This window comes from Streptomyces sp. NPDC093591 (assembly GCF_044764885.1).
In the GTDB taxonomy this organism is placed as follows: Bacteria; Actinomycetota; Actinomycetes; order Streptomycetales; family Streptomycetaceae; genus Streptomyces.
In genome coordinates this window covers 642,708-664,236 of sequence record NZ_JBIWIY010000002.1, presented here as the reverse complement: position 1 = coordinate 664,236, position 21,529 = coordinate 642,708, and the positions used below count along the sequence as shown (strand labels likewise).

Annotated in this window: 18 protein-coding genes, 1 pseudogene and 1 riboswitch; of the genes and pseudogenes, 6 read left to right on the top strand and 13 right to left on the bottom strand. The window is 71.0% G+C overall.

Annotation, left to right across the window (positions count from 1 at the left end):
- Positions 1-33 precede the first annotated feature (33 nt).
- The gene (locus tag ACIREI_RS06270; RefSeq protein WP_403327879.1) at positions 34-1,221 is read right to left on the bottom strand and encodes a DUF2330 domain-containing protein; all 1,188 of its coding nucleotides are present in this window, start codon (positions 1,219-1,221) and stop codon (positions 34-36) included.
- 325 nt (positions 1,222-1,546) lie between these two features.
- Here ACIREI_RS06270 and ACIREI_RS06265 point away from each other — a divergent pair, with 325 nt between their 5' ends.
- On the top strand, positions 1,547-3,601 hold the full coding sequence (locus tag ACIREI_RS06265) for a bifunctional glycosyltransferase 87/phosphatase PAP2 family protein (RefSeq protein ID WP_403327877.1): 2,055 nt from the start codon (positions 1,547-1,549) through the stop codon (positions 3,599-3,601).
- Positions 3,602-3,696: 95 nt separating this feature from the next.
- Here ACIREI_RS06265 and ACIREI_RS06260 read toward each other — a convergent pair whose 3' ends face one another.
- The 3 genes from ACIREI_RS06260 to ACIREI_RS06250 are packed head-to-tail and all read right to left on the bottom strand — an operon-like array spanning position 3,697 to position 8,012.
- Positions 3,697-5,373: a hypothetical protein gene (locus tag ACIREI_RS06260; RefSeq protein ID WP_403327875.1), complete on the bottom strand. Its 1,677-nt coding sequence runs from the start codon at positions 5,371-5,373 to the stop codon at positions 3,697-3,699.
- Positions 5,374-5,415: 42 nt separating this feature from the next.
- Entirely contained in the window at positions 5,416-7,578 is a 2,163-nt protein-coding gene (locus ACIREI_RS06255) for a P-loop NTPase fold protein (RefSeq protein ID WP_403328063.1), read from the bottom strand.
- Between the two features lie 8 nt (positions 7,579-7,586).
- Positions 7,587-8,012, bottom strand: a complete 426-nt coding sequence (locus tag ACIREI_RS06250; RefSeq protein WP_403327873.1) for an ATP-binding protein — start codon at positions 8,010-8,012, stop codon at positions 7,587-7,589.
- Between the two features lie 92 nt (positions 8,013-8,104).
- Between ACIREI_RS06250 and ACIREI_RS06245 the strand changes: the two genes are divergently transcribed.
- Positions 8,105-8,953: a helix-turn-helix domain-containing protein gene (locus tag ACIREI_RS06245; protein ID WP_403327871.1), complete on the top strand. Its 849-nt coding sequence runs from the start codon at positions 8,105-8,107 to the stop codon at positions 8,951-8,953.
- Complete coding sequence (locus ACIREI_RS06240; protein ID WP_403327869.1) at positions 8,913-9,185, top strand: DUF397 domain-containing protein; 273 nt, start codon at positions 8,913-8,915, stop codon at positions 9,183-9,185. Before ACIREI_RS06245 ends, ACIREI_RS06240 begins: the two co-directional genes overlap by 41 nt.
- Positions 9,186-9,197: 12 nt before the next feature.
- Here ACIREI_RS06240 and ACIREI_RS06235 read toward each other — a convergent pair whose 3' ends face one another.
- Together ACIREI_RS06235 and ACIREI_RS06230 are read right to left on the bottom strand one after the other, a co-directional pair.
- Positions 9,198-9,554 carry a hypothetical protein gene (locus ACIREI_RS06235; protein ID WP_403327867.1) on the bottom strand — a complete coding sequence of 119 codons (357 nt, stop codon included), beginning with the start codon at positions 9,552-9,554 and terminating at the stop codon, positions 9,198-9,200.
- Between the two features lie 9 nt (positions 9,555-9,563).
- The gene (locus ACIREI_RS06230) at positions 9,564-10,733 is read right to left on the bottom strand and encodes a steroid 3-ketoacyl-CoA thiolase (RefSeq protein WP_403327865.1); all 1,170 of its coding nucleotides are present in this window, start codon (positions 10,731-10,733) and stop codon (positions 9,564-9,566) included.
- Between the two features lie 213 nt (positions 10,734-10,946).
- Between ACIREI_RS06230 and ACIREI_RS06225 the strand changes: the two genes are divergently transcribed.
- Positions 10,947-12,185, top strand: a complete 1,239-nt coding sequence (locus ACIREI_RS06225) for a cytochrome P450 (protein ID WP_403328061.1) — start codon at positions 10,947-10,949, stop codon at positions 12,183-12,185.
- A 170-nt stretch (positions 12,186-12,355) separates the two neighbouring features.
- On the opposite strand, the gene ACIREI_RS06220 is transcribed toward ACIREI_RS06225, so the two are convergent.
- The 6 genes from ACIREI_RS06220 to ACIREI_RS06195 all read right to left on the bottom strand — a co-directional run bounded on the left by ACIREI_RS06220 (position 12,356) and on the right by ACIREI_RS06195 (position 18,600).
- A complete protein-coding gene (locus tag ACIREI_RS06220; RefSeq protein WP_403327863.1) occupies positions 12,356-12,772 on the bottom strand; it encodes a transglycosylase SLT domain-containing protein in 417 nt (138 codons plus the stop codon).
- A 336-nt stretch (positions 12,773-13,108) separates the two neighbouring features.
- Positions 13,109-13,939, bottom strand: coding sequence for an ECF transporter S component (locus tag ACIREI_RS06215; protein ID WP_403327861.1), 831 nt, complete (start codon positions 13,937-13,939; stop codon positions 13,109-13,111).
- A complete protein-coding gene (locus ACIREI_RS06210) occupies positions 13,936-15,645 on the bottom strand; it encodes an ABC transporter ATP-binding protein (protein ID WP_403327859.1) in 1,710 nt (569 codons plus the stop codon). Before ACIREI_RS06210 ends, ACIREI_RS06215 begins: the two co-directional genes overlap by 4 nt.
- Entirely contained in the window at positions 15,642-16,745 is a 1,104-nt protein-coding gene (locus ACIREI_RS06205) for an energy-coupling factor transporter transmembrane component T (protein ID WP_403327857.1), read from the bottom strand. Before ACIREI_RS06205 ends, ACIREI_RS06210 begins: the two co-directional genes overlap by 4 nt.
- Positions 16,745-17,395 (bottom strand): SCO2322 family protein, encoded by a 651-nt coding sequence (locus ACIREI_RS06200; RefSeq protein ID WP_403327855.1) that lies wholly within the window; start codon positions 17,393-17,395, stop codon positions 16,745-16,747. Before ACIREI_RS06200 ends, ACIREI_RS06205 begins: the two co-directional genes overlap by 1 nt.
- A gap of 2 nt (positions 17,396-17,397) precedes the next feature.
- Entirely contained in the window at positions 17,398-18,600 is a 1,203-nt protein-coding gene (locus tag ACIREI_RS06195; protein ID WP_403327853.1) for a prenyltransferase/squalene oxidase repeat-containing protein, read from the bottom strand.
- 116 nt (positions 18,601-18,716) lie between these two features.
- Positions 18,717-18,861, bottom strand: a riboswitch (cobalamin riboswitch).
- A gap of 30 nt (positions 18,862-18,891) precedes the next feature.
- Here ACIREI_RS06195 and ACIREI_RS06190 point away from each other — a divergent pair.
- Positions 18,892-19,536, top strand: a pseudogene (locus ACIREI_RS06190) (phosphotransferase); the annotation flags it as partial.
- A 1-nt stretch (position 19,537) separates the two neighbouring features.
- Here the strand turns inward: ACIREI_RS06190 and ACIREI_RS06185 are convergent.
- Positions 19,538-20,005, bottom strand: coding sequence for a nuclear transport factor 2 family protein (locus ACIREI_RS06185; RefSeq protein ID WP_403327851.1), 468 nt, complete (start codon positions 20,003-20,005; stop codon positions 19,538-19,540).
- Positions 20,006-20,593: 588 nt separating this feature from the next.
- Here ACIREI_RS06185 and ACIREI_RS06180 point away from each other — a divergent pair.
- Positions 20,594-21,439, top strand: a complete 846-nt coding sequence (locus ACIREI_RS06180; protein WP_403327849.1) for an alpha/beta fold hydrolase — start codon at positions 20,594-20,596, stop codon at positions 21,437-21,439.
- Positions 21,440-21,529: the final 90 nt, after the last annotated feature.

The window sequence follows — 21,529 nt, the reverse complement described above, 5'->3', positions numbered from 1 at the left end:
CGTTTCCCGGTCAGGGACTCCAGGATCGTGGATTCAGCCGATCGGCGCAGGTGGCCGCGTCGGGGGCGGGGACGGAGGCATCGGCGGCGGAGCCGGAGGCGTCGGTGCCTCCGGCCGCCGGGACCGTCGTACGGCCAGCACCGCCGCCGTCGCCGCGGCCAGTGCGGGGCCGCCCGTCACCGTCAGCAGCCACGCCGGCAGGCCGGCCACCGTGTGCAGCCGGTTTTCATGGATCACCTGCTGGAAGGGGTCGTCGGCCGCCGCCCGGCGCAGCACATGGTCGCCGGAGATCCGCTCGGGGTACGGGAACTCCTGGCCGATCGCGGTCAGGAACGGGGTGTCGGCCGCCGCCAGCTCGGCCAGCGGGCCGGCCCTCGCCGTCACCCGGCCGGCGTAGGTGACGCGGGGGCGTTCGCCGCCGATGCGGGTGCTCGGTTCCATGCGGTGCGCGGCCAGCACGTACAGGCCCAGCGACTGCGGGGTCTCGGCGAGACGGGACAGGCGCATCGGGTAGACCGGCTCGTCGGCCCGGAAGGTGAGGTGCAGCGGGTCCAAGGCACCGGTCAGCGGCTCGCCGGCGCTGTCGGGTGCCAGCTTGACGGCGACGTACTCCCAGCGCTTTTGGACGTACGGCCGCAGGGCGCCGTCCAGGCGGGCCGGCAGGGCGAAGCCGTTGCTGTCCAGCCAGCCGTCGAGGGCGCCCGGGTCGGTGGCGGTCAGCCGGGCCACATCGAAGGGGCCGAGCCGCTGCCGGCCGACCACGTCCACGGGAGGGGTGCGTCCGGCGCGGAACCGGGGTGGGGGCGGGCCACCGGGCCTGCCGTCCCCGGTCACCAGGGGCCAGTCGCCGTCCTGGGGCCAGAAGTGGTACCGCTCGCGGTGCACGGGGGCGGTGACGGCGTGCAGTTCGTCGAAGAGGGCCGGGTCGCCGAGCCGGACCGTCGCCCGCCGCGGCACCGGCATGATCCACGCGACCCGCTCGGCGTCCCCGCCGACGGTCAGCCGCATCACGATCTGCTCCCGCGTCCCGTCCCACCGCACGACGGACTCCTCACGCGCGACGGTCACGCGCCGCGCGTCGCCGGGCACCATGGCCCCGCAGCCGCACGCCCACGCGGGCGCCACGAGCTGTCCGAGCTGGACGGTGAGCAACGCCACGACGACGGTGAGGGCGCGGCCGCGGGACCGCCCCCGCACGCCCTTCCGCAGCAACCCGGTCATTGCCCGCACCCCCTCCATCCCCGCAAGCCCCTCCACCGTGCTGACGCCAGGGCTTCAGACGGTACGGCGGATGATCCGGCTCCGGGGGCCGGTCCCGCGATGTGAACGATTCCGCACCCACGGGAGAGGACCCGGGCGGAGGCGCCCCCCGGGAGGCGAGGGGAGCGGTGCCCGACTATCGTCATCCGGACAAAAGGAGAGCAGACGTCAGGTGAAGGCAGGGTTGCCTGCGTCTCTCCCGGGGGTGGTACGGGCCTCACCGGGTCCGTGAAGATTCCTTGCGCGTGGGACGTGTGGGACGACCGGGGCGGGAGGCCGACGAGGCGTGGCGAATGCGGATCACGGTGGGCGACCGGCGGAGGCACTCGGAGCCACGGCCGTCGGCACGGTTCAGGCACGCCTGCGTCTGGCGCGCCTCGGTCTGTGGCTGGTCGCCGCGATTCTCGGCGTACGGCAGGTGGCCGTCGCCCTCGGCACACCCTCCGGGGAGCGGCTGACGGACCTGGAGACCTGGCTCGGCCCGGACGGCGTTCTGCATGTGAAGGGCTCGCTGTACGACTCGACGCAGTTCACCGGTACGCCGTTCGGCGGGCTCGCCCTCAAGCCGCTCACGCGCGCCGCGGAACAGGCCCTCGGCTGGGGCTGGACCTTCGGCACCCTCCTGCTCGTCGTCGCCCTCGGCCTGGTCGCCGCCCGTGCCCTGCCGCAGCCGGTGAGCAGACGGGCCTCGCTGCTCGCCGCGCCCGTCGCGATCAGCCTGCTCATGCTGTCGCTGCCGGTGCGCAACACCCTCTACCTCGGCCAGACCAGCATCATGCCGGTCCTGCTCGTCCTGCTCGGCTGCTTCGCCGTGCGCGGCGAGCGGGCCAGCGGCGTGCTCATCGGCCTCGCGGCCGCGCTCCAGCCGACCCTGCTGCTGTTCACCCCGCTGCTGTGGTTCACCGGCCGCCGCCGGGCCGCGCTGTCCACGGGGGCCACGTTCGCCGCGAGCACGGTGGTCGCCTGGCTGGCGATGCCGGGCGACTCGTACACCTACTGGGTGCATCACATGGCCGGCGTCGGTCTCGGCGGCCGCGCCGACGACCTCGCCAACCAGTCCCTGCACGGCGCCCTGCTGCGGATGGGGCTGACCGGCCCGCTGGAGATCGCCCTCTTCCTGCTCCTCGGCGCCGCCGTCGCCGTCCTCGCGCTGCGCCGGGCCGTGCGCTACGCCCACGACGGACAGCTCCTCCTCGCCGTCGCGATCACCGGCTGCGCGGCGCTCGTCGCGTCCCCGACGGCCTGGCAGCACCAGCTGCTGTGGGTGCTGCTCGCGGTCGTCGGGCAGGTCGGCAAGCGGGCGGGCGACCGGTACGTGTGGCCGGTCGCCGTCATCCTGGTGATGACGCTGCCCGCGAAGATGATGGTGCCGGACAAGGTCATCTTCCACCCCCTGCGCGCCGACCTGATCCTCCTGGCCGCGCTCGCCACGGCCGCCGTCGTGCCGTTCCTGTCGCGTACGTCGCCGTACTGGCAGACGCCGGTCCCGACCCGGTACGCCGACCCGGTCCCGTCCCGCTTCCGGCGTATCCCGCTGGTGCCGTTCCTGCGCCGGGTGCTGAGCCGCCCGAACCTGCTCTTCGAGCTGTTGCTGATCCGCGTCACCTACTACGCGTACGCCCAGATCCGCCTCGCCGCGGCCGGCGACTCCCACTCGGCCGGCCGGGTCACCGCCGAGGAGAACGGCGCCGAGATCCACTCCATCGAACGTGCCCTGGGCATCGACATCGAGTACTGGGCCAACCACGCCGTCGTGAAGGTCGACTGGCTGCGGAACTTCTTCGACTTCTACTACGAGTCGTTCCACTTCGGCGTCCCGCTCGCCATACTCGGCGTCCTCTACTGGCGCCGCCCGGTCGACTACCGCTGGGCCCGCTCCGCCATCGGCTTCGCCACGGTGTTCGCCCTGATCGGTTTCTGGCTCTACCCGCTCGCCCCGCCCCGCCTGATGCCCGGCCTCGGCTTCATCGACACGGTCCACGGCCCGCAGGACTTCAGCCGCCCCGACTACGGCACCCTCACCGAACTCACCAACCAGTACGCGGCGATGCCGTCCCTGCACTTCGGCTGGTCCCTGTGGTGCGGTCTCGTCATCCTCGTCCTCGCGCCCAGGTGGTGGATGAAGGCCCTGGGCCTGCTGCACCCCCTCTTCACGGTCACCGCGATCGTCGTCACCGCCAACCACTGGGTGCTGGACGCGGCAGGCGGCGCCCTGGTCGTCGCCGCGGGCTTCGGCATGACACACCTGCTCCAGGGACCGCGCGCCAGGACGGTCACGACGGAGGCGGAGCGGGTCAGCAGCGACTCGCCGGTGCCAGTGAAGGACCGTGCCGTGAGCTGATCGGTGGTGGCCGGGGAGGGAACGGCGCGCCGGGCGGCTGTTCCGGGCCGCCGCATTCGTGCGGCGGCTCCCGCGCCTCAGGGCGGCCGAGAAGCTCAGCAGTGGCTTCCCGGCTCCGGTGAAGGACCGTACTCCGAGCTGATCCGGTACTCGCCGGGGGAGGAGACGGTGAGGCGGGTGAACTCGCCCTGTCGGGTGAGGCAGCCGCCGTTGTCCGTGTGCAGCCAGGGGGAGTAGGCCACGCGTACGGTCGTCGTCCCGGCCCGGGGCATGCGTACGACGAGGTCGGCGCTGGACGTCGAGACGATGCTGGCCGGGGCGGTCACCAGGGGGACCGCGTCCCGTACCCGGTAGATCCGCCAGTGCTCGTCCTGCCATACCGGCTCCAGCCACTCGGGCCGGTGGTCGCGTATGAGCGCCGCCTCGACCTTGGCGTATCCGTCGGGCCTGCCCAGGGGCAGTACGACGAAGCCGACGGCCCAGCGGTCCAGCCAGGTCCGGTAGGTGGCGGGGGAGAAGGAGCCGTCGTAGAACAGGCGGGCGCGCTCCATGTCGAGCTGGCGGTTCCAGCCGCGGGCCATGTTGACGTGCGGGGCGAGGCCGCTGGCCTCGCGGTGGTTGCGGGCCGGGACGACCTCGACGCGGGTGCGGTCGGCGCCGAGGCGGTCGAGGGCGCGGACCACTCCCCGGGTCTCGGTGGCCCAGCCGGGCACCTTCGTGGAGACGTACAGGTCGTCGCCGGTCTTCTTGGTGACCCAGGCGACGGAGAGGACGAGGGCGCCGATCAGAAGCTTCCGGCGGAGCTTCGCCAGCCGGGGCTGGGCCACCAGGACGGCGAGGAGGGCGGCTGGCGCGAACAACTCGGCGAAGCGCTCGACGTTCGTGCCTATCGGCGAGGCGATGAGATACGTCAGGACGGTCCCCGCCGCGTAGACGACCCCGCTCCAGCGGGCGACGCGCCACGTGCGCGGAGCGAACACCGTGACCGCGAGCCCCAGGAAGAACGGCGGCCAGATGCGGTCGGCGGACATCAACTGCTCGCCCTTGAAGGGGAAGAGGAGTGTCGTCGCGCCGACGGTCACGGCGGGCGGGACGAGAAGGGCGAGGGCACGGGCGTACTCGCGGGTGGCGAGGTGGGCGGCGCCGACGACGACCACGAAGAGCCCCGCCACCGGGCTGGCCATGGTCGCGAGGGCGGCGTACGCGGCGGCGAGGACGATCCGCCGCTCACGGGTGAGCAGGAGGCACGCGGCGAGTCCGAAGGCGACACCGAGGGCGAAGGTGGTGCGGCCGGAGGCCACGTTGCACCACAGGGCGAAGGCGGCCAGCAGGGCGGGGCCGAGGGGTCTTCGGACGCTCTTGACGCGGGTGAGGAGGACCGCTGCCAGCCAGGTGGCGGCCAGACCCGAGACGACCGTGACCGCGCGCACGCCCAGGGCGGCCATCAAGTACGGAGATATCAGGCTGTAGTTGGCGGTGTGCATGCCGCCGTACCAGAAGAGGTTGTAGGCCGAGCCGCCGTGCCGCTCCGCGAAACCGGCCCAGGCGTACTGGGCCGCAAGGTCGCCGCCTCCGGTGGCGAGGAACGCCCACCAGATCGCGTAGAGCGGGACGGTGGGGAGTGTGGCCAGCAGCGGGATCCGGTGGCGGTGCCACACCGTGCGCAGCAGCTGGTTGCGGGCAGGGGGCGCCGTCTGCGGCGCTGGGGGGCGGGTGAGTTCCTCGGCTTGGGCCACGGAAACGAAGACGTGGAACGGGGGAGTTGCGTTCATCGGCGGGCGAAGACGGCCACGTCGCTGCCGAGCGTAGGGGTCTCAGACAGGAGGAGCGGGCGGCAGTGCGGTCAACGACCAAGCCGTGCGGACGCGTTGGAGGGTGGCACGGGCCAGGGTGTCGGCCGTGCCGATCTCGCGTTGGGCCCGGGCGAGGGCGGCGAAGGAGCCGGGGGAGCGGTGATCGAAGGACGCGACGATCTGCTCCCTGGTGAGGGCCTGCGTGAAGATCCCCTTCACCGTGTCCAGCAGGTAGGCGCGGTTGGCCAGAGTCGCTCCCAGCCGGGCGCGGTCCCCGGCCGTCCCGGCCTGCCGGTGGATCAGGTCTCCCAGTTCGCCGAGCCCCTCGTGTTCGTCGAGTACATCCCGGCGGAAGAGCTGCGCGAGTTCGGAGTGCTCCTCGGAGCCTCCGGCGGTGTTGGCGATACGGTCGACTTCGCGCCTCACCAGCCAGTCGGTCACGTTGGCGAGTGAGCGGAGCTGTTCCGGTGCCCCGTACGAGATGCCCGCGCGGGCCGTCCGCAGCAGGTCACGCGGCATGCCGCCCGACAGGCAGTAGAACAGGGCGGCGAAGGGGACCGGCAGCCCCACCACCCGTCGGCCCAGCAGGCGTTCGGCCGTCGCGAGATCGAGGGGTTCGACCCGGACGACCTCGTCTATCGCACTGTCGAAGGCATCCCGTCGGCCGACCGGCGCCAGGTCCGCCTCCCGCAGCGCCTCGTCGGAGACCGACAGCACGAACAGGCACTTCGGTACGTCGAACACGGCCTTGAGCTCGTTCAGAAAGGTGCGCGCGGTGGCGGCCGGTTCGATCCGGTCGAGTTCGTCGACCCCGATCACCAGCCGCCGCCCCTTCTCGTCCAGGTCCAGCGCGGTCCGGCTGAGGAACCTCTTCAGGGCGTCCACTATCTCGGGGTACGTCTGCGGCTGCTCCGCGAGCGAGGTCGCCCGCTTCGCCGACAGGTTCCAGCTCCGCCAGCCGGCGCCGACGGCCGCCTCGTCGGACTGGGTCTGCAAGTAGCGGATCGAGCGCTTGTGCCGCTCCGCCTCCTGCGCGGTGGCGAGGCCCTCGTCGATCACGAGGTCGCACAGCTTGTAGAAGAGGTGCAGCATGAACTCCCGCCGGTCGAAGACGACCGGTACCGGCTCGACGAGGCTCAACTGAGGTGAGCGATCCCTCTCCTCGGCCTTGCAGAAGTTCCGCAACAGCTGACTCTTGCCCACGCCCCGTGGGCCCGCCAGCGCGATGCTCCCACCCTCCATCCCGGCGCTGATCAGGGCCAGTTGGCGGTCCGCCCGCGTCGCCACGTGCTCCTGGCCGGCGCGGAGCTGCCTCAGTCCCGGGGCGTCGATGATGGTGAGTTCGGTGGAGAAGACGCGCTCGGTGCGTTCACTGATGCGTTCCCGCATGAAGCTCACCAAGGCCTGCTCCACGGCCGCCCCCCAATCGATCTCGGCCTCCCGTGCCGCCCGCTTCCGCTCACGTGTGTCGAGTACGGCGATCAAGTAGGGGAGGGAGAGGGACTGCTTGCGCGCGGACGAGGCGAAGCGGCCCAGCACTACGGGCAGGAGTACGCCCAACGCTGCCATTGCCGCCGATGTGACGGCGTAACCCCAGCTGTATCCGGCGCTCCTTCCCAGAGGCCGGTCGTGCTGGAGCTGCCAGACGACCTCCGCTGTGCCCGACCCCACACCGAGCATGCCCAGCAGCGCCAGGGAGAAGTACGCGAAGCAACCAGTGACCAGGAGTTGGCGCCCCTTTGCCGCTGGTATACCCACCCGTGCGTCGCGCGACAGAAGGTAGTAGACGAACCAGGGCACGAAGGTCACACCAGCGGTGGCCAAGGCAGCGAACAGGAAGTATCCGAAGGCGGAGCCCGCGAGGGACTTGATCGAGACGGAACGATGGTTGGTCAGCGCGTCCTCGAGTGCCTCGCTCCAGCCGAACGCGGTCGCTGCGACGAGCAGCATCAGAAGCAGCAGAGTGCCGGTCCCCAGTAGCAGCCTGCGGAGCCTCGCCTCCAGCGCGGCACGGGAAGCAGCCTGCTGATACCTGCTCTCCGCGTCCCGTGCCTCCCCCAGAATGTCTTCACGCCGTGCCTTCGCGGCATCTTCCAGGATGCTCCTGTTCACGCCGCTTTCGCTGACTTCACGGCGCTCCAGCACGTCCGGCAGAACTTCCTCGAAGAGGTCTTCTCTCAGCATCGCCACGCTCAGGTATTTCCGCACCAGCACTCGAACCACACCGCCTTGCCCCCTTCCGACACGGGACCCACACCCCACTTGTCGGCCACCGCTTCGAGGAGAAGCAGCCCGCGCCCGCCCTCCGCCGACAGCGACAACTCGGATGCAGAGACGGGAAGTTGGGGCGACCCATCGGCAACCTCCACCCGAACCGCCCCCGCCTGCCGCAGGATCAGCACCTCGCAGCGCCGGTCCGGAACATGCCGTACGACATTGGCGACCAGCTCGGTCACGCCCAGCTCCACGGCGTGGGTCAGTTCGGCCATCCTCCACTCGTCGAGCAGCGTGCGCGCGATGGCGCGGATGTGCCGGGCCGAGTGTGTGCCGGCGACGAGGCGCAGGCGGTACTGGGCGCGGAAGGGGGCCACGGAGGTGGGGGGAATGTATCCGTTCACGGTACGAGCGTGACCCCACGCGACTACTTTGGGCTACGGAACGGATACAACGGGTCCCGAAGTGGGCCCAGTTGCGTGAGAGGGGGCTCTGCGTGACCCACATCAACACCCTCGACCCGGGCGCCTCGCCACTGGACTACTACGGCTTCGAGCTACGGCGGTACCGCGAGGCCGCCGAGCTGACCCAGAAGCAGCTCGGGGACATCGTCTACTGCACAGGTTCGCTGGTCGGCCAGATCGAGACGGCTCGGAAGCTGCCGACGTTGCCCTTCAGCGAGCGGGTGGACATCGCGCTGGGGACGGGTGGGGCGCTGTCCCGGCTGCATGAGCTGGTGATGCGTAGTCAACTTCCGGCCTGGTTTCAGCAGGTGGCGGAGTTGCAGGCGAGGGCAGTCGAGATTGCCTCATTCGAGGCGCACATGGTGCATGGCCTCCTTCAGACAAGGGCCTATGCACGTGCCGTGCTCGGCGTCCTCGACAAGGCTGACCTCGACGACCGCACCGCGGTACGGCTCGCCCGGCAGCGCATCTTCGAGAAGGAGGAGCCCCCGGTCTTTTGGGCGGTCCTCAGCGAGGCCGCGCTGTGCCAGGAGATCGGCGGCCGGGAGACGATGCGGGAGCAACTCGCCCACTTGTTGTCCTTCGAGGACAATCCCCGGATCAACATCCAGGTGCTGCCCTTCTCGGCCGGAGCGCACGCGGGACTGACAGGCTCGTTCGACCTCTACCGCTTCGCGACCGATCCGGCCATCGTTTACACGGAGGGTTACGGCAGCGGGCATCCGACCGCCAATCCGGACACCGTCAAGAACTGCTCGCTCCGTTACGATCATCTTCAAGCCGCCGCTCTCTCCATCAAGGACTCGGCGGAGTTGATCCGGCGAGTAATGGAGGAACGCTATGGAGAACAAGGTGATCCAGACGGTGATCCAGTGGCGTAAGTCCAGCTACAGCAGTGACCAGGGCGGCAACTGCGTCGAATGCGCGCCCATCGGTGCCCTGGCCTGGCGCAAGTCGACGCACAGCGGCGACCAGAACGGCGATTGCGTCGAGATCGCCGAAACCCCCCACACCACCCTCGCCATCCGAGACTCCAAGACCCCGGCGGGCCCGATCCTCACCCTCAGGCCCGCCGCCTTCACCACCTTCGTCAACTGGGCGGCGGGCAACTAGAGCGGCAAGCGCTCACGCGGCGGCCCATGGGACGCGGCAGGTGTGAGGCGCGGTCCCCTCAGGGCACAGGCTGCTGATCACCGTTTTGCGGACCGCCCGCCACGCCCGCAGGGAACAGGCCAAGTGGACGCGCAACTCGACCGCTTCCCGGGCGCCGCTGCTCTGCCCCGGGTGCTCCCATGCCCACTGGTCCGCGAGGTGGTCGTACACGTCGGCCGTCGTCGCCCCGCTCGCGGGAAAGGTGTGGGCGACCGACTGCCTGACGATCCGGGCGCCACGGGCGCTCACGGCATCGTCCACGAGCCCCTTGACCCATGCGAGCCCTTGCTCGTCCGCGTACAGGCCGAACCTCAGGGTGCGCGTCCTCATGACTTGAGACTACAGCCGCTGAATGATCGTCCCCGTGGCCAGTCCACCCCCCGCACACATCGTCACCAGCGCGAACTCCTTGTCCACGCGCTCCAGTTCATGAAGTGCGGTCGTGATCAGCCGGGCCCCGGTGGCCCCCACCGGGTGCCCGAGTGCGATCGCACCGCCGTTGACGTTGACCTTCTCCAGGTCCTGTTCGAAGACCTGCGCCCAGCTCAACACCACCGACGCGAAGGCCTCGTTGATCTCGACGAGGTCGATGTCCTTCATCGACATCCCGGCCTTCCCCAGCACCGCCCGCGTCGCGTCGATCGGCCCGTCCAGGTGGAAGTGCGGGTCGGCGCCGACCAGCGCCTGCGCCACGATCCGTGCCCTCGGCCGCAGCTTCAGGGCGCGCGCCATCCGTTTCGACGCCCACATGATCGCCGCCGCGCCGTCGCTGATCTGGGACGAGTTGCCCGCCGTGTGGACGGCCGTCGGCATGATGGGCTTGAGCCTCGCCAGGGCCTCCATGGACGTGTCACGCAGGCCCTCGTCCTTGTCGACGAGCCGCCACATGCCCTGTCCGGCGCCCTGCTCCTCCTCGGTCGTCGGGACCTGGACGGCGAACGTCTCCCTCTTGAACCGCTCCTCGGCCCAGGCGGTGGCCGCCCGTTCCTGCGAGATCAGCCCGAGTGAGTCGACGTTCTCCCTGGTCAGCCCCCGATGGCGGGCGATGCGCTCCGCCGCCTCGAACTGGTTGGGCAGGTCGACGTTCCACTCGTCCGGGAACGGCTTCCCGGGCCCGTGCTTGGACCCCGACCCGAGCGGCACCCGGGACATCGCCTCGACGCCACAGCTGATCCCGACGTCGATGACGCCCGCCGCGATCATGTTGGCCGTCATGTGGGAGGCCTGCTGGGAGGAGCCGCACTGGCAGTCGACCGTCGTCGCCGCCGTCTCGTAGGGCAGGCCCATGGTCAGCCAGGCCGTGCGGGCGGGGTTCATGGACTGTTCGCCGGCGTGGGTCACCGTGCCGCCGACGATCTGCTCGACGGCGTCGGCGGGGATACCGGTGCGGCCGAGGAGTTCGCGGTAGGTCTCGCCCAGCAGATAGGCGGGGTGGAGGTTGGCGAGCGCGCCGCCGCGCTTGCCGATCGGGGTGCGTACGGCTTCGACGATCACGGGTTCGGCAGCCATGGGTGCGGATCCTCTCCGAGGGCTCTGCGGAGTCAGGGCGGAACTGGCCAGAACTGGTACGCGTTCTAGTTCTGCCTTGCAGTGTGCTGACGAAGGTTCAGTGACGGCAAGAGGCGTGCAGGTAACTGGGACGTCCATGGCTCTTGCTAGTTGTAGAACCCGTTACTACCGTCACCCCGACCCTCTTTGCTGATGGACCGTCAGGAGCTGTCCATGCCCTGTCCAGCGCTTCCCGACGGGTTCGACTTCACCGATCCCGATGTGCTGCACCACCGCGTGCCCCTCCCGGAGTTCGCCGAGCTGCGCCGCGCCGAACCGGTCCGCTGGATCCCGCAGGCGGGCAACGTGGCCGGGTTCCAGGACGAGGGCTACTGGGCGGTGACCCGGCACGCGGACGTCAAGTACGTGTCGACGCACCCGGAGTTGTTCTCGTCCACCCTCAACACCGCGATCATCCGCTTCAACGAGCACATCGAGCGCGATGCCATCGATGCGCAGCGGCTGATCCTGCTGAACATGGACCCGCCCGAGCACACCCGGGTCCGCCAGATCGTCCAGCGCGTCTTCACCCCGCGCGCGATCCGCGCCTTGGAGGAGCGCCTGCGGACGCGGGCGCGGACGATCGCCGCGAACGCCCGGGAACACCACCCGGACTCCTTCGACTTCGTCACCGAGGTCGCCTGCGAACTGCCCCTGCAGGCCATCGCCGAGCTCATCGGTATCCCGCAGGACGACCGGGCCAAGATCTTCGACTGGTCCAACAAGATGATCGCGTACGACGATCCCGAGTACGCCATCACCGAGGAGGTCGGGCAGGAGTCGGCCACCGAACTCATCGCGTACGCGATGAACATGGCCGCCGACCGCAAGGAGTGCCCGGCGAAGGACATCGTCACGACGCTGGTGTCGGCCGAGGACGAAGGCAACCTCCGCTCCGACGAGTTCGGGTTCTTCGTGCTGATGCTGGCCGTGGCCGGCAACGAGACCACCCGTAACGCCATCACCCACGGCATGCACGCCTTCCTCACCCACCCCGAGCAGTGGGAGCTGTACAAGAGGGAGCGGCCTCGGACGGCGGCCGAGGAGATCGTGCGCTGGGCGACCCCGGTGGTCTCCTTCCAGCGCACGGCGACGCAGGACACGGAACTGGGCGGCAAGCAGATCAGGAAGGGCGACCGGGTCGGCATCTTCTACGCCTCCGCCAACCACGACCCCGAGGTCTTCGAGAACCCGGACGCCTTCGACATCACCCGCGACCCCAATCCCCACCTGGGCTTCGGAGGCGGTGGCCCGCACTTCTGCCTGGGCAAGTCCCTGGCGGTCCTGGAGATCGACCTCATCTTCAACGCCGTGGCCGACGCCCTGCCCGATCTGCGGCTGGTCGGCGACCCGCGCCGATTGCGCTCCGCGTGGATCAACGGCGTGAAGGAACTGCGGGTCAGCACCGGCTGACCCGTCCCGAGGGAGGCAGGAGCACCCCTTTTCCCTACGCCCCGTTCCTGCCTCCCCCGAGACGCGGGCCGCCCTCGGGGGCGGCCGGTACACGTCGGCGCGGGTATGGCGAAGGCGGCGGCCCCGGGGATCGGGGGCCGCCGCCTTCGGTCCTGTCTGGCGGTGTCGGCTCAGTACCAGCCGTTCGACTGCCAGAAGTTCCAGGCGCCGCACGGGCTGCCGTAGCGGTCCTTCATGTAGTCCAGGCCCCACTCGATCTGGGTGGCCGGGTTGGTCTTCCAGTCGGAGCCGGCGGAGGCCATCTTGTTGCCGGGCAGGGCCTGGACCAGGCCGTAGGCGCCGCTGGAGGCGTTCGTGGCGTTGACGTTCCAGTCGCTCTCGTGGTCCACGATCTTGGAGAAGCACTGGTACTGGGCCGAGTCCGAGATCATCTTCTTCGCGATCTGCTGCGCCGAGCCGGCCCCGGTCGTCGCGGCCTGCGCGGGCGCGGCGGCGAACAGGGTGCCGGCGGTGGCGGCGGCCAGGGCGGCACCGGCGAGGGCCTTCTTCGGGGCGGAGATGCGACGGAAGGTGGAAACGACGGACACGGGGAGCCTTTCTTCGGGGACAGTGGGCCGCGGGCATGCCGGAGCCACGCGATGCGAGGCGGGGGGCGTGCGTCGGCGCCGCGGCCCTGAGGGCACGTCGGCGCCGTGCGACGTCATCCAGAGAAGCAGGCCGGGAAGGTGTCCGCAATGAGCCTGTTTGCTAGTTGTGGCCGTATGTGGGGGCAAGGTCGTTTGTGTGACGTGGCTCTCAATGTGCAGGTCAGCGGCCGAATTGGCGCGTACATGGCATCCGATTTGTCCCACTAGGGTGGATCGTAGGTGATGTGGGTCATGTGGGGTGGTTCACCGGGTGGCTGACCGTCCGCGCGCGGGCCCTCACCCTGCGGGAGCGTCGAATGTGACCGGGCTCTCGAAGGCCGCCCGGCGCGTGGCCCGGCGCAGCGCCTTGAGGATCGCCGGACCGAGCGTGACGGCGAGGACGGCGGTGACGACCGCCCGTCCGAGGTCCCAGCCGAGCGAGGTGGCCAGGCAGTACGCGACGAAACGGGCGAGGTTGGCCAAGGGGTCGAGTTCCGGGTCGAAGGAGATGTTCGACGTGCCCGGGGGAAGGAACGGCCAGCCCTGCAGGTTCATCACCGTGCCGTAGCCGAAGGCGGCGAGGAAGCCGTAGCCGGCCAGCAGGAACAGCTCCCCGCGGCCCCGCAGGCGATCCGGGCCCGGCAGCAGCCCGGCCCCCATCGTGAACCACCCCATCGACAGCATCTGGAACGGCATCCACGGCCCCACCCCGCCCGTGAGCAGAGCGGACGCGAACATCGTCACCGCGCCCAGAACGAAACCGAAGCCCGGGCCGAGGACCCGGCCGCTGAGCACCGTCAGGAAGAACATCGGCTCGATACCGGCCGTACCGGCACCGAGCGGGCGCAGGGCGGCACCGGTCGCCGCCAGCACACCCAGCATCGCCACCGCCTTCGGGCCGAGCCCGGACTCGGAGATCGTCGCGGCGACGACGGCGACCAGCAGGAGCAGCAGGCCGGTGAAGAGCCAGGGGGCGTCCTGGGCGTGTGCGCTCACCTGCGAGGTGGGCGGGGAGAGGAAGGGCCAGCCGAGTGCGGCCACGCCGACCACGCTGACCAGGACGAGGGCGGCGACGGAGCGGGGGCCCAGGCGGACGGGCCGGGCCTGGGGAGTGGGGTTGCCGGTCATGCCAGGGACTCCCGTACCTGCGCGACCGTGAGCCACCGCTGCGGGGCCAGGATCTTGGTGACCTGCGGGGCGAAGGACGGGGAGGAGACGACGACCTCCGCCGTCGGGCCGTCGGCGATCACTTCGCCCTCGGCGAGAAGGATCACACGGTGCGCGAGCTCGGCGGCCAGCTCCACGTCATGCGTGGCCAGCACGATGGCGTGCCCCTGGGCGGCGAGGCCGCGCAGCAGCGTGACGAGGCGGGCCTTCGCGGCGTAGTCGAGGCCGCGGGTCGGTTCGTCGAGGAGGAGCAGCTTGGGGCGGGCGGTCAGGACGACGGCCAGCGCGAGGGTGAGCCGCTGGCCCTCGGAGAGGTCGCGCGGGTGGGTGTCGTCGCAGATGTCCGGGAGGAGCTCGGAGACCAGGGCTCGGCAGGTGCCGGGCGCCGCGCTCGCGTCGGCGTCGGCGGCCGCGCACTCGGCGGCGACCGTGTCGGTGTAGAGGAGGTCGCGGGGTTCCTGGGGGACGAGGCCGACGGCTCCGCCGAGGGTGACCGAGCCGGCGGAGGGTTCGATGAGGCCGACGAGGGTGTTGAGGAGGGTGGACTTTCCGGCGCCGTTGCGGCCCATGACCGCGATGGTTTCGCCGGGGGTGACGGTGAGGTTGATGTCTCGTAGGGCTTGGACGCGGTCGCGGGTTACCGCGAGGGCTTGTACTTCGGCTGCGCAGGACGAGGGGTGTGTGGGGGTGCGCCTGCGCTTGAACCATCGGCGGGGGGTGGTTTTCTCGCCCAATGGGTCGGGGGGTGTGGGTTGTTGGCGGCTGCGGGCTTGTTGTGGCTGGTCGCGCCCACGCGGCGGTAGCCGCAAATCAAATACAGCCCCGCGCCCCTGGGGGGCGATGTCGTCCCGTTCCTCAAGTTGTTGCCGTAGGTCTGCCGCCCTGCGGCGCGCGTCCCTCACCGTCAGGGGGAGTGGGGACCAATCCGCCAGGCGGCCGAGGGCTACGACCGGCGGGTACACCGGGGATACGGCCATGACCTCCGCCGGGGTGCCCAGGACCGGGGCCTCGCCGGGAGCGGACAGCAGGACGACCTGGTCGGCGTACTGGATGACGCGCTCCAGGCGGTGTTCGGCCATCAGGACCGTGGTGCCGAGGTCGTGGACCAGGCGTTGGAGGACCGCGAGGACTTCCTCGGCGGCGGCGGGGTCCAGGGCCGAGGTGGGCTCGTCGAGGACCAGGGCGCTGGGGTGGGGGGTGAGGACCGAGCCGATCGCGACGCGCTGCTGCTGGCCGCCGGAGAGGGTGGCGATGGGGCGGCCGCGGAGGTCGGTGAGGCCGAGCAGGTCGAGGGTCTCCTCGACGCGGCGGCGCATGACGTCCGGGGCGAGGCCCAGGGACTCCATGCCGTAGGCCAGTTCGTCCTCGACGGTGTCGGTCACGAAGTGGGAGAGGGGGTCCTGGCCCACCGTGCCCACCACGTCGGCGAGTTCGCGCGGCCGGTGGGTGCGGGTGTCACGGCCGGCCACCGTGACGCGGCCGCGCAGGGTGCCGCCGGTGAAGTGCGGCACGAGGCCGCTCACCGCGCCGAGGACGGTGGACTTGCCGACGCCCGACGGGCCGACGAGGAGGACCAGTTCGCCTTCCGGGACCTCGAAGTCGACGCCCTGGACGGTGGGTTCGGGGGCGCCGTCGTAGGTCACCGACACGTTCTCGAAGCGGATCACGACGGCTCCTTGGGGGTGGCGGCAGTGCGGGGTGCGGGACTGCGGGGTGCGGGGCTGATGAACGCCGGGAGCAGGCCGAGGAGGACGGCCGCCGCCGGCCACAGGGGGAGGGCGGGGGCCACGAGGGGGATCACGCCGGGGCGCAGGGCCGCCGGGTCGCGGGTGGCGGCGAGGGCCAGCAGGGCGGCGACCGCCGCGCCGGAACCGGCGACCAGCCAGGCGCGGGCGTCCCAGCGGTCCGGACGGTAACGGGTGCGCAGGGAACGGCGACCGCCGAGCCGCAGCCCTGCCAACGCGGCGACGACTCCGCAGAGGAGGACAGGGAGGCCGTACGTCGCACCCTCGGCGGTGAGCAGTCCGTACGTTCCCGCGCAGACGCCGAGCAGGCCGCCGAGGGTGAGCGCGCTCGTCGTACGGCGGACGCGGGGCGGGACGTCGGCGCCGCGGCCGTAACCGCGGGCGTCCATCGCGGCGGCGAGGGCGACCGAGCGCTCCAACGCGCCCTCCAGGACCGGGAGTCCGACGTGCAGGAGGCCGCGGATGCCCGTGTCGGGGCGGCCGCGCAGACGGCGGGCGGCGCGCAGGCGCTGGACGTCGGCGATGAGGTGGGGGGCGTAGGTGAGGGCGACGACCACCGCCACGCCCATCTCGTAGAGGGCGCCGGGAAGTGACTTGAGGAGGCGGGCGGGGTGGGCGAGGGAGTTCGCCGCGCCCACGCAGATGAGGAGGGTGGCCAGCCGCAGGCCGTCGTAGAGGGCGAACAGGAGGGTCTCGACGGTGACCTTGCCACCCAGGCGGATGCCCTGCGCCCAGTGCGGGAGGGGGAGTTCGGGGAGGGCGACGATCACGTGCGTGCCGGGGACGGGGGAGCCGAGAGCCACGGCGAAGAAGAGGCGGATGAGGAGGACGGCGAGGGCGAGCTTGACGAAGGCCGTGTAGGAGCGGGCCCAGGGGGCGTCGGGGCGGCAGGTCGCCACCACGTAGGCGGAGGTCGCTATGAGAAGGGCGAGGAGGAGCGGGTTGGTGGTGCGGGTGGCCGCGGTACCGAGGGCCAGTGACCAGAGCCACCAGGCGCCGGGATGCAGCTGTGGCCCTGCCATCACGCCCGCCGCCGCCGTGCCTGCCAGACCGCTGCCGCTCCCAGTACGGCCACTACGGCGATCCCCGCCAGTAGGCCCAGCGAGGGGCCGCCCTCCGACTCGTCCTGCTTCTCGGTGGCCGTGTCCTCGCTTGCCGCGGGCTTCCTGCCCCCCGACACCGGCTCCCCGCACCCCTTCTCCGGATACCCCGAGATCGCGCACAACAGGGCGTTCGTGTCGTACCGCAGGGGCTTGGCCACCGCGGCCAGGGCCTCTGCCGTGCTCGCGTCGGGGGCGACCCGGGCGCATGCCGTACGGCGCGCCGGGGGCGTCTCGTCGGACGGGGCGTCCGCCGTCGTACCGAAGTCGATGACCAGGGCGACCCGCTTCGTGCCGTCCTGCGCCGGCGTCCTCGCGCAGATCACCGCGAACTCGGCCGCACCCCTCGGCTTCGCCGCGTCCTTGGAGTCCTCGCTCACCGCGAAGCGGAAGCCCTGGACATCGCCGTCGGAGGGGCGGGCGAGGGAGGGACCCTGGGTGGCATAGATCCAGGTGTCGCCGTCGCGGTCCCAGAAGGACCAGTAGCGGTAGCCGGTGGCGTGGGCGGCCTGGGCCGCGCCGGTCAGCAGGACCAGCGCGGCCAGGAGTGCGGTGAAAGCACGTCGGACCACGGTCACTTGCCCTTGTTGCGGCCGCTGATCAGGAAGCCGACGCCGATGCCCGCGACCAGGCCGACGCCGATGATCCACCAGACGCTGACGCCGTTGTCGTCGTCCTGCCGCTGCGACGCCTTCGCCGATTCGGTCTTCGCCGTCCGCGGGGCGGGGCCCTGCGCGTTGAGCCGCTCGACCAGGTCCGTGCCGCCGAAGTCACGCGGGTCGGCGCCCGTCGCGTCGGCGGCGAGGATCAGCTGGGCGTAGGCGGCGGGGCCGCTCTGCTTCGCCCAGGCCGCGGCGTTCTTCTCCAGCCACGTCAGGGGCTCGCGGGCGGCCGACTCACCACCCTGTACGGCGAGCGCGACGACCGCGTCCGCGGTGTTGCCGTAGTCGGGCTGGTCCTCGGCTCCGGCGAGGGCGGACTTCAGGTGGCCGTCCTTCTCAAGTGCCTTGCCGAGGTATGCGGCGCCGTTGGCCGCGGCCTGCTCCCGGGTGAGGTCCGTCGAGTCGGTGCAGGCGATGTCCTTCTCGTCACCGGCCCGCGCCGTCAGCGTGCCCATCCCCAGGGCACCGACGACGGCGGCCGCCGTCGCGTCCGCGTTGGCCGACAACGTGCCCTTCTTGTCCGGCTGGTAGGCGAAGGCGCCGCCCTTCGCGCACGGCAGGGACAGGTTGAGCAGGGCGTCGTAGGGCGACTTGCCGTCCTTGCGGACCTCGGCGGGGTCGTCGCCGAAGGCGTTGAGTGCGCCGATCACGACCGAGGTCGAGTTGGCGTCACTGGCCCCGCCGGGCGTGTAGCCCCAGCCACCGTCCTTGTTCTGCACGGACTTCAGCCAGGTCACCGCCTTCTCGACCCCGGTGTCGTGCTCGCCGACCGCGGCCAGGCCCTGGACGGCGATGGCCGTGCTGTTGGTGTCCACCATGACCTTGGCGTCACACGCCTTGGAAGGGGCTGCGCGGAACGCCGCGAACGCCCCGTCGGCGCACTGCTGCCCCGCCAGCCATTCGATCGCCTCGGCGGCGGGCTCCAGCTCCATGCGGTTCTGCGCGATGAGCACGAGCGACTGCCGCCAGACGCCGTCGTACGTCGGGTCGGCGGTGCCGTACAGCCCGGCGGGGAGCGAGGCGGACGGGGACGGGGTGGCGGCCTGGGCGAGCGGAGTCGCTGTGCCGATCACGGTGACGGCGGCCAGGGCCGCGGCGCTGCGGCGGACGTACATGATCGGCGGGTGCCCTTCCCTCAGGGGAACCGGGCAGCACAGGGGGGACCCCCGGGCGGCTCGGCTCCGTATACCTCGACGGTGCCGTGCTCCGGCCGGCTGCCGGGACACGTGAGCCGGTCACGAATCCGTACGGGGCGATCCGGCTTGCCACGAGGTGGCTCACGGTTGCGGGTCAGCGCCGGATTTGCACCGGCTTCCCCCTGTACGGGTGTGATGACGACGTCGTCACTCTACCGGCCCGTAACGAAGCGGCTGAGGGGAGGCTGTGTGGGGGATAGGTTCGGGCGCATGGGGATCACGGCGAGGGCAGGGCGGCGGCTGCTCGGTTCGGGGCGCGCGTGCGCCGTGTACGAGATCGACGAGGCGTGGGTGCTGCGCCACGACCGGGAGGGCTACAGCGACTCACTCGCCGAGGCCGCCCTGATGGAGCGGCTGCGCGCGCACGGCTACCCGGTGCCGGCGGTCCGGCTCGCCGACTCCTCGCGGAACGAGCTGGTCATGGAGCGTTTGTACGGCCCGACGATGCTGGAGGCCTTCCTCGCGGGACGGGTCGACCCGCGTGAGGGCGGGGACATCCTGGCCCGCCTCCTGCGGCGGTTGCATGCCGTCCCCGGGCGCGTCGTCCGCCTGGACCTCCACCCGGACAACGTGATGCTCACTCCGGACGGCCCCCGCGTCATTGACTGGGCCAACGCTCAGGAGGGCGACCCGGGCCTGGACTGGGGCATGTCCGCGGTGATCCTCGCGCAGGCCGCCCTGGCCGACGAGCGGTTCGCCACACCCGTCCGCGCGATGCTCGCCGCCCTCCTCGCCGACCCCTCCGACCTCACCGAGGACGGCCTCACGCAGGCCCTGCGCCGACGCGCCGCCAACCCGACGATGACGGCACGCGAGGTCGAAGTGCTCGGCGAGGCGGAGGAGTGGATCCGGACCTTCATGGCCTGGGCGGGCGCGGGGTGGGTCCGCCGAAGGCCAGATGGAGGACCCGGGCGGACAGCAGCCATATGCCGTCCGGCGACCTGCGGAACGTGTCCTCGTAGTGGCCCACCTGCACCGGGGGGCCCGGCGGGATCAGGCCGCCCTCGTGGCCGTCGACGCGGTACGTCGTGAAGTACGAGGTCGCCGTCGCGGTGTCGGCGGACGTCACCGTGACGAGGATGTTGGACATCAGGCGCCGCGAGAGACGGTCGGCGGGACGGGACCCGAAGTACGCGCGCAACGCGCCCCGCCCCTGGACGAGCCGCTCCCCCGCCGGCCACTCCCACGTGCCGTCCTCGGCGAACAGCTCGGCGACGGAGGACGGTTCGCCGAGGTCGAGGCGGTGGACGAAGTCGACGACGATGCGCTCGCAGGCGCGTTCGGCGAGAAGGTGCTCAAGGCAGTCGAGGTGCTCCATGGGCATGTATTGAACGTGCCGGACGGAGGGCCACGGTTCGGCTGGATTTCGCCCCTGGCGGTCGACCGGTGTTGCCGAGCTCCACCATGGGGCGTGCCTGATTCCCCCTGCGGAATCGGTCTGTCTTTTGTGGATGGACCGGTATCGGGCGACGTCAGGATGCGCGGTGTGTCGGGCGACTCCATCATGTGGGTACGACCTACGGCACGCATGATCGCCGCCCTGGGCCGTTGTGATCACGATGCTGTCAAAAGTAAACGTGCACTTTGCGCCGATTGGCTCCTGACATGGCTGGAATGGTCCGGCGGAGGGCGGCAATCCTCTACCGTTTGGTCGGTGCGAGCGGCCCTCGGGGACGCGCAACCGTCACCCCATGACATTGCGTCTTACGAAAACCCTTGGTCCGTCGCTACAGACGGCTGGTTTGTGTGTCGACTGGCGCCCTGACGGGCGGGATGCTGGTTCTCTGGGTCCCGCTCCGGGCGGCCGCGGCGCTGGCGACGGGAGGCACACCTGGTGTTGGGAAGTGTCGAGAGCGGCGATGGTGGGAGGCTGCTCTCCTTCGAGACGTCGGGGGACCCGAAGGGGCACCCGGTGTTCTTGCTGCATGGCACTCCGGGCAGCAGGGTCGGACCGCGTCCACGCGCCATCGACCTCTACAAACTGGGCATCCGGCTCATCTCCTACGACCGGCCGGGATACGGGGAATCACACCGGTTGAAGGGCCGCACCGTCGATCACGCCGCTGCGGACGTGGAGGCCATCGCCGATCACCTGAAGATCGACCACTTCTCCGTGGTCGGTCGTTCCGGCGGCGGGCCGCACGCGCTGGCCTGTGCCGCGCTGCTTGCGAACCGGGTGGCGAGCGCCGCCGCGCTGGTCAGCATCGCGCCTCCCGATGCCGAGGGGCTCGACTGGTTCGAGGGGATGGCCGAATCCAACGTCATCGCCTACGAGGCCGCTACCGCGGCACTCGACGAGGGCTCCGTGGAGTGCCTGGACCGGCTCAAGGCCAACTTGGCCAGCAACGCGGATGCCATCCGTGACAATCCCGAATCGCTGTTGAGCTTGCTGACCCCGGAGATGCCCACGGCCGACAAGGCCGTGGTGGGGCACGGCGGCATCCGAGGTCTGCTGCTCGCCAACTACCAGACCAGCGTGGTGCGTTCCTCCTTCGGATGGCTCGACGACGTGCTCTCCTTCCGGCGGGACTGGGGCTTCGAGCCAGGCAAGATCGTCGAGGTGCCGCTGCTGCTGTGGCACGGTGAGTACGACACCTTCTCGCCCGTCGGCCACTTCCGGTGGCTGGCCGACCGCATCCCCTCGGCGACCGCCGTGCTGAAACCCGAGGCAGCCCACTTCGCCGCGCTGCCGGCCGTACCCGAAATACTCGCCTGGCTTCGTGACCGTGCCCGCGAACGCTTCGGGGCCGCCGTGTAGGGGTTCGGCGCCCGGCCGTGCTCGCGGGAGCTCCGGATCACTGCTGAGCGCTCGCCGGTGGACGGCGAGCGCCTCGCAGATCGGATCGGA

Excerpts from the sequence above, each read along its gene's own strand:
- ACIREI_RS06270 (WP_403327879.1), bottom strand. The coding sequence starts at position 1,221 with ATGACCGGGTTGCTGCGGAAGGGCGTGCGGGGGCGGTCCCGCGGCCGC.
- ACIREI_RS06260 (WP_403327875.1), bottom strand. The coding sequence starts at position 5,373 with ATGAACGCAACTCCCCCGTTCCACGTCTTCGTTTCCGTGGCCCAAGCC.
- ACIREI_RS06255 (WP_403328063.1), bottom strand. The coding sequence starts at position 7,578 with ATGCTGAGAGAAGACCTCTTCGAGGAAGTTCTGCCGGACGTGCTGGAG.
- ACIREI_RS06240 (WP_403327869.1), top strand. The coding sequence starts at position 8,913 with ATGGAGAACAAGGTGATCCAGACGGTGATCCAGTGGCGTAAGTCCAGC.
- ACIREI_RS06235 (WP_403327867.1), bottom strand. The coding sequence starts at position 9,554 with ATGAGGACGCGCACCCTGAGGTTCGGCCTGTACGCGGACGAGCAAGGG.
- ACIREI_RS06230 (WP_403327865.1), bottom strand. The coding sequence starts at position 10,733 with ATGGCTGCCGAACCCGTGATCGTCGAAGCCGTACGCACCCCGATCGGC.
- ACIREI_RS06225 (WP_403328061.1), top strand. The coding sequence starts at position 10,947 with ATGCCCTGTCCAGCGCTTCCCGACGGGTTCGACTTCACCGATCCCGAT.
- ACIREI_RS06215 (WP_403327861.1), bottom strand. The coding sequence starts at position 13,939 with ATGACCGGCAACCCCACTCCCCAGGCCCGGCCCGTCCGCCTGGGCCCC.
- ACIREI_RS06205 (WP_403327857.1), bottom strand. The coding sequence starts at position 16,745 with ATGGCAGGGCCACAGCTGCATCCCGGCGCCTGGTGGCTCTGGTCACTG.
- ACIREI_RS06195 (WP_403327853.1), bottom strand. The coding sequence starts at position 18,600 with ATGTACGTCCGCCGCAGCGCCGCGGCCCTGGCCGCCGTCACCGTGATC.
- ACIREI_RS06185 (WP_403327851.1), bottom strand. The coding sequence starts at position 20,005 with ATGCCCATGGAGCACCTCGACTGCCTTGAGCACCTTCTCGCCGAACGC.